At 65.9% G+C, this 5,952-nt stretch carries 8 protein-coding genes; 4 read left to right on the forward strand and 4 right to left on the reverse strand.

Annotated elements, in window-relative coordinates:
• The 3 genes from JWN97_RS13490 to JWN97_RS21255 form a co-directional block, all read left to right on the forward strand.
• On the forward strand, positions 1-132 hold a 132-nt coding region (locus tag JWN97_RS13490), incomplete at its 5' end, for an integrase core domain-containing protein (protein ID WP_297623379.1).
• Between the two features lie 32 nt (positions 133-164).
• Entirely contained in the window at positions 165-638 is a 474-nt protein-coding gene (locus JWN97_RS13495) for a hypothetical protein (protein WP_297623371.1), read from the forward strand.
• Positions 616-984 carry a DUF4192 family protein gene (locus tag JWN97_RS21255; RefSeq protein ID WP_363321291.1) on the forward strand — a complete coding sequence of 123 codons (369 nt, stop codon included), beginning with the start codon at positions 616-618 and terminating at the stop codon, positions 982-984. The genes JWN97_RS13495 and JWN97_RS21255 overlap by 23 nt, the downstream gene beginning before the upstream one ends.
• A gap of 241 nt (positions 985-1,225) precedes the next feature.
• Here JWN97_RS21255 and JWN97_RS13500 read toward each other — a convergent pair whose 3' ends face one another.
• From JWN97_RS13500 to JWN97_RS13515, 4 genes are read right to left on the reverse strand one after another with little or no spacing between them, the layout of a single operon-like run.
• Positions 1,226-2,137, reverse strand: coding sequence for a cyclase family protein (locus JWN97_RS13500; protein WP_297623372.1), 912 nt, complete (start codon positions 2,135-2,137; stop codon positions 1,226-1,228).
• A gap of 19 nt (positions 2,138-2,156) precedes the next feature.
• Positions 2,157-2,594 carry a MaoC family dehydratase gene (locus tag JWN97_RS13505; RefSeq protein WP_297623374.1) on the reverse strand — a complete coding sequence of 146 codons (438 nt, stop codon included), beginning with the start codon at positions 2,592-2,594 and terminating at the stop codon, positions 2,157-2,159.
• The gene (locus tag JWN97_RS13510) at positions 2,588-4,231 is read right to left on the reverse strand and encodes an AMP-binding protein (protein ID WP_297623376.1); all 1,644 of its coding nucleotides are present in this window, start codon (positions 4,229-4,231) and stop codon (positions 2,588-2,590) included. The genes JWN97_RS13505 and JWN97_RS13510 overlap by 7 nt, the downstream gene beginning before the upstream one ends.
• Positions 4,232-4,279: 48 nt before the next feature.
• The gene (locus tag JWN97_RS13515; protein WP_297623377.1) at positions 4,280-5,257 is read right to left on the reverse strand and encodes an aldo/keto reductase; all 978 of its coding nucleotides are present in this window, start codon (positions 5,255-5,257) and stop codon (positions 4,280-4,282) included.
• Positions 5,258-5,506: 249 nt separating this feature from the next.
• Here JWN97_RS13515 and JWN97_RS13520 point away from each other — a divergent pair.
• Positions 5,507-5,952, forward strand: a 446-nt coding sequence (locus JWN97_RS13520) for an NAD(P)-binding protein (protein WP_297623378.1), incomplete at its 3' end; no start/stop codon positions are given.

The following is a 5,952-nucleotide window of genomic DNA, read 5'->3' on the forward strand; positions in this document are numbered from 1 at the left end:
AACTCCGAATCCGCCCGACTCGCCGCTCTGCCAGCATGGATCCACGAGTACAACCACCACCGGCCCCACTCAGCAATCGGGAAGGCCGCCCCCATCGCCAGGTTGAACAACCTGGCTGGGCATCACAACTAGCCACGCACGCGCGGCGCGCTGACGGGCCGGTAGTGGTGGCCGTGCTGTGCTTCACATCCGATCGAGCGAACGCCGCCGTCACTAGCCACGACATCGGCCGAAGGCTCGGCGAGATCGGCATCAGAATCCCGGTGCGGCTGTGGATCAACGACTCCGTATGGGTTGAGTTCAACACTTCGGCCACCGGTCGGTGCAGCCAGGACGCAGCCGACAAGATGGCCGCAAAAAGTGTCTACGGCCGATGTGCGCGCCCCGCTGCGAGTCGAGAAACGATGGCGGCCAGCATGGCGGGCGACCGAAAGCCGGTGGCCGCCTTGCTCAAGGACGGCAGGGCTGCACGCACCACGTACGCCGCAGTGCGGGAATCGGCCGGAATGCGTGTCGCAGAGGTCCTCGCCGACGGCGCCCGGCTCAGCGACGCAGATGCAGCGCGCCTTCTTGTCGCGGTTCAACCCACGAGCACCCGCGATGCGTTGGGGACAGATGACACGAGAGGCCTCACGTGAGCATCAGGCACTGTGGATCGACCTCACCCGCCGTGCCCCCGACCAGGTACGCGCGCCCGCAGCGTCACTAGCCGCGTTCTCCAGCTGGCTGGCCGGTGATGGGGCCAAGGCATGGTGTGCCTTGGACCAAGTGCCGGTCGACCAGCCGTACTCGATGGCCGCGATCGTGGCCGGAACCTTAGAAGCGGCACTGCCGCCCGGTGAGTGGGACGAGCATCGGACAGTGCTTGCCGGCCTGACCTCCGAGTTGGACGAGTTGTTCGTCCCGGGCCCAATGACGACCTTCCAGCGCCACGCTCCGCCTGAGGGTGAGCGGAGCGTCGGTCGTTGCACGCCCCCGCGGTGACAGGATGGATGGGTCTCGGCAACAACGCGCCACGGTTTGGCGTGGCGTCCAGACGGCTTGCTCCTCAGCGCCGCCAGATGGAGAGTTCTGCCCTCAGCGGAGGACCCAGGTCAGGAGTCTGACTTGTCCGAGTTCCACTAGTCATTGCTGATGCCAGTCCAGTTGGGGGCGGGCCAGATGCTCCTGGCTTGTACAGAGCGGGCCACGGGCTCGTCAGTCCCTAGATTGTCGTTCACGGCCATCAGAACGTCGCTATCGGGTTGACAGGCGAACCGGTGCCACCGGGAACTCGGAGCGGCGCGATCGAACAGTGGAACTCCCACCGATTTTGGCGTTCACAAGTTAGAGCGAGTGACTCGAGGTACACGTTATCCAGCAGAGGCATACCCATTGCCGCGAGGGCCAACGCGTGGATTGGGGACTCAACCTTCTCTACCGGGCTCGGCCGTGTGTCGCTGTCACCATCGGACGCCAGGATGCATACGTCGTTTTCGTGCAGCCACTCCATCACGTCCGGGTACAAGCCCGCGCTATAAGAGTTGGGGTTCCACGCCCCACGCGCCTCCCTTCGGCGCCGCGCACCGGTGCGGACGAAGACAATATCCGCACGCGACAGCTGCAGGCCCTGGATGTAGGCAACCTGCTGCAATTCGTCGCGCCTGATGGTCTCGCCCGGCTCGATCCACTCGATCCCGCGGCTCCGCGCGACGTCGAGCAACACACCGCGGCTCACGATCCCGTCGGCCATCGTGAGCACGGAGCCGAAGGCGCTACCACCGCTGCTCAGGGCGGATGCCGCGGGGACACCGTTGTAGAGCAGCCCGCGGTAGTTCACGTGGCACAAGGCGTCCAGATGGGTCACGGACTTGCCATGGAAGTCGGTGCCGATGAAATCCATGTTCACCTGCGGCTCGCCGCCGCCGGCGTCGGCGAGCCTGGTCATGTAATGGAGTGCGGGCTTGCTGTTGTCCGGTCCCGTCACGGTGTCCAGATCGTGCGCGAGGCTGACGGTGATGCCGTCGCGGACCAACCTCGCAGCTGCCCTCACCTGGGCCGGCGTGACGTGGTTGAGCGTTCCGCGGTCGTCGTGATCTCCCCACCGCCCCCAGTTTCGGACACGGTCGAACGTCGCCTCGAAGGTGGCTAGGTCCATCGAGCGATCCACAGTGTGATCAGGACCTGCTCTGCGCGGGTGGCACGTCGAAGATGAGCAACTCGGCTTCTCCCTGGATCGCGACGACTCCGTCCGCGCGAGTGCATGTCGTCTCGACGAAGACCCGCGACTTCTGCTCGTCCTTGCCCGTCACGATCGTCACCACCTCGATCGTGTCGCCGACGAACACCGGTGCCCTGAACCGAAGGTTCTGGCCGACATAGGCGCTGCCCACGCCGAGCAACTGGGCGAGGGTCGCGCCGATGTATCCGGCGTGAAGCATTCCGTAGGACAGCCGGGCCCCGAAGTGGGTCGAGGCCGCGAAGGGCTCGTCGAGGTGCAGAGGACCGCGATCACCGATGAGCCCGCCGTAGAGCACGACGTCGGCTTCGGTGATGGTGCGGGTCCAGACCTCGCGGTCCCCGACCTGGATCTGGTCGAGCGTCTTGATCAGCATGGTGTCTCCTCGTTGGCGGCGGAGGCCAGGTTGCGAAGACTCACGCCTGCCGCCTTCCGGTCCCACGTTGCGGTGCCCTTGCCCGCGTCACGCAGCAGGGCCTTCTGCGTCTTGCCAGTCGGGGTGCGGGGAAAGTCGCTCACGTAGCTCACGTAGCGGGGCACCATGAAGTGGGGCAACTCCTTGACCAGGTGGCCGAGGAGTGCCTCGGGGTCCTGGGGCGCTCCGGCGGCACTCACGACGTAGAGGAGGATGTCGTCGTCCCCCTCGAACTCCGACGCGACGCCGACGGCGGCACACTCCCGCACGTGCGGGTGGCTCAACGCTGCGGCCTCGATGTCGTACGACGAGACGTTCTCCGCGCGCCGCCGGATCCGTTCCTTGGCGCGGTCCACGAAGTACATCCGTCCCTCGTCGTCCATGAAGCCGAGGTCGCCGGTGTGGAACCAGAGGTTGCGCCAAGCCTCGGCAGTCGCCTCGGGATTGCGGAAGTAGCCCTGCATCATCGTCCACGGCTGTCGTGGCCGCAGCACGATCTCGCCCGTCTGGCCTCGCGGAAGCCCCTCGTCGGTGTCGGGATCGACGATGCGCAGGTCGAAGTACTCGTCTCGGACGAAGCCGCAGCAGCCGGTCTGCAGAGGTCGGTCGTGGGGCTGCCACACCGGCACCGTCACCTCGGTCATACCCCAGGTCTCGATGCCGCGGAGTCCGAAGCGTCGCTCGAAGTCGTGCGCGATCTTGGCCGGGAACGGTGAGGCCACGATGCGGGTGACCTCGTTGTCGGCATCCTCCGGTGTCGGAGGCTGGTTGTAGATCATCTCGACCAGGGGCCCGTGCACGTGCGACATGGTGGCACCGTACTGGCGGACCCGGGGCAGCCAGTGCTCGGCCGAGAACGCCGTGTCGACGATGACCCGTCCACCGGTGATGAGGCTGGCGTACAGAGCCATGAACTTGCCGGCGACGTGATAGAGCGGGATGAAGCAGTAGTGCGCGTCGTCCTCGGTCATGTCACTCCCCTCGATGCCCAACCGCGCGAAGAGCGAGATCTGCCCGTGGGGCATCATGACGCCCTTCGCTGGGCCGGTCGTCCCGGAGGTGTAGACGACGGAGGCGAGGTCTCGAGGGTGCACCGGACGATCCGGGTGGGTGTTGTCGGGGCCCAGGACGTCGGCGAAACGCAGCACGCGCAGGCCGTCGATCCTGAGGTCGTCGTGCAGATCGAGGGCGTCGTACACGACCACGGTCTCGAGGTAGGTCAGCGAACCACGAACCTCGGCGAGGCGGGGAACGAGCGCTGCGGCGACGTAGATGACCTTGGCCCTGGAGTTCTGCAGGGCGTGGGTCAGCGATGCTCCACGGTAACCGGTGTTGATGGCGACCTCGACCGCCGCAGCCAGCTGGATGCCCAACCAGGTGCAGATCGAATCGGTCGAGCTGTCGGCCATGATCACGACGCAGTCACCACGCTGCACGTCCAGGTCGAGGAGGCCGTGGGCCACCGAGCACGCGCGAGCGTAGGTCTCCGCGAAGGTCACCGGTGGCTGGTCCACTGGTTGGAGGAACACTCGGTGCGGCGTCATCCGCGCCCGAGTCACCAGCACGTCCGGGAGCACGCGGTCGAAGAGGTTGGTCATCGGGGCATTCCGATCAGTTCAGGCGACAACGACGGGGGTGCGCAGCGCTCAGATGCCGAGACCCGACATGTCGGCGTAGCGATCTCCCACGACGGTCTCGGGGACAACGCTCGCTGAGAGCAGTCGAATCTGGCTCGGGGTGAGCTGAAGAGCTTGCGATGCCATGTTCTGCTCGAGGTACGTACGGCGCTTGGTGCCGGGGATCGGTACGATGTCATCACCCTGGGCCAGGATCCACGCCAGCGCGAGTTGACCCGGTGTGCACTCGAGTTCAGCGGCAATCGTCGCGACGGTCTCGACGATCCGCACGTTGGCGGCCATCGCCTCGTCCTGGAAGCGCGGGTCCTTGCGACGGTAGTCGTCGCCGGCGAGCGCGCTGAGCTCGGTGAAGGCACCGGTGAGGAACCCGCGCCCGAGGGGACTGTAGGAGACCAGCCCGATCCCGAGCTCGCGCAGCGTTGGCAGCACCTCGTCCTCCACGTCGCGACTCCACAAGGAGTACTCGTGCTGGACGGCAGCCAAGGGGTGGACGGCGTGTGCTCGTCGGATCGTCTCCGGGGAGGCCTCGGTGAGCCCGATGTGGCGCACCTTCCCCGCCTCGACCAATTCCTTCATCGCCCCGATGGTGTCCTCGATGGGGGTGTCGGGATCGACGCGGTGCTGCCAGTAGACATCGATGTAGTCGGTGCCGAGACGTTGCAGCGACAGGTCGCAGCTCCGCTTGATGTACTCGGGGCGGCTGTTGACGCCGATGTGCTGGCCGGTGGAGGCACGCACCAGCCCAAACTTGGTGGAGAGGACGACGCTGTCGCGGACAGCTGCCAGCTCGCGGCCGACGAGGGCCTCGTTGGCGAAAGGTCCGTAGATGTCCGCGGTGTCGAACAAGGTCACGCCGAGATCGACGGCGAGGCGCAGGGTGGCGCGGGACTCCTGGTCGTCATGATCGCCGTACTGTCCCGACATGCTCATGCACCCCAGGCCGATCGAACCGGTGACGAGGTCGTCACCGAGCGTACGGGTATGCATCGAACAAACCTCCAGAGTCTGTGCTCTACGCAGGTCGGGCGGGATGCCGCTGCGAGAGTTCAACATATGCAGTGCCACTGCAGATGTTGAACAACGCTAATGCGTCGGGGTGGAAGGGTCAAGAGGCGCGGTCAAGCATCCGCAACCCGTCGCTGATTTCGCCCGGATGCCGTTGACGGCAGTCGACTCCACGATCTAGCGTGTCGGCAACATATGCAGAAAAGATGCATATCGTGCAGGAGGTAGGCGATGGCAGGCAAAGTCGACGTTGCTGACGTGCTGATCGTGGGCGGTGGCGCGTCGGGCGGGGTGGCGGCCAAGCACCTCGCGATGGCGGGGCTGTCGGTGGTCGTGCTGGAGCAGGGCCACTGGACCAACCCCAGCGACTATCCGGGCAACAAGCCCGAGTTCGAGCTGGCGGCGGACAAGGAGTGGAGTCCGGACCCCAACGTGCGCGGCAAGGCCGAGGACTACCCGGTCGACTGGTCCAACTCGGATCTCTCGGTGATCATGTTCAACGGCGTCGGCGGCTCGAGCGTGTTGTTCGCTGCCTGCTGGAGTCGGGCGCTGCCCTCGGACTTCCGGGTCAAGTCCCTGGACGGGGTGGCCGACGACTGGCCGATCAGCTATGAGGAGCTCGAGCCCTTCTACGACGCGATGGACATCGAGATGGGGGTCTCGGGGCTGGGTGGCAA

The sequence above is a fragment of the Nocardioides sp. genome (assembly GCF_025965415.1).
Taxonomy (GTDB): Bacteria; Actinomycetota; Actinomycetes; order Propionibacteriales; family Nocardioidaceae; genus Nocardioides.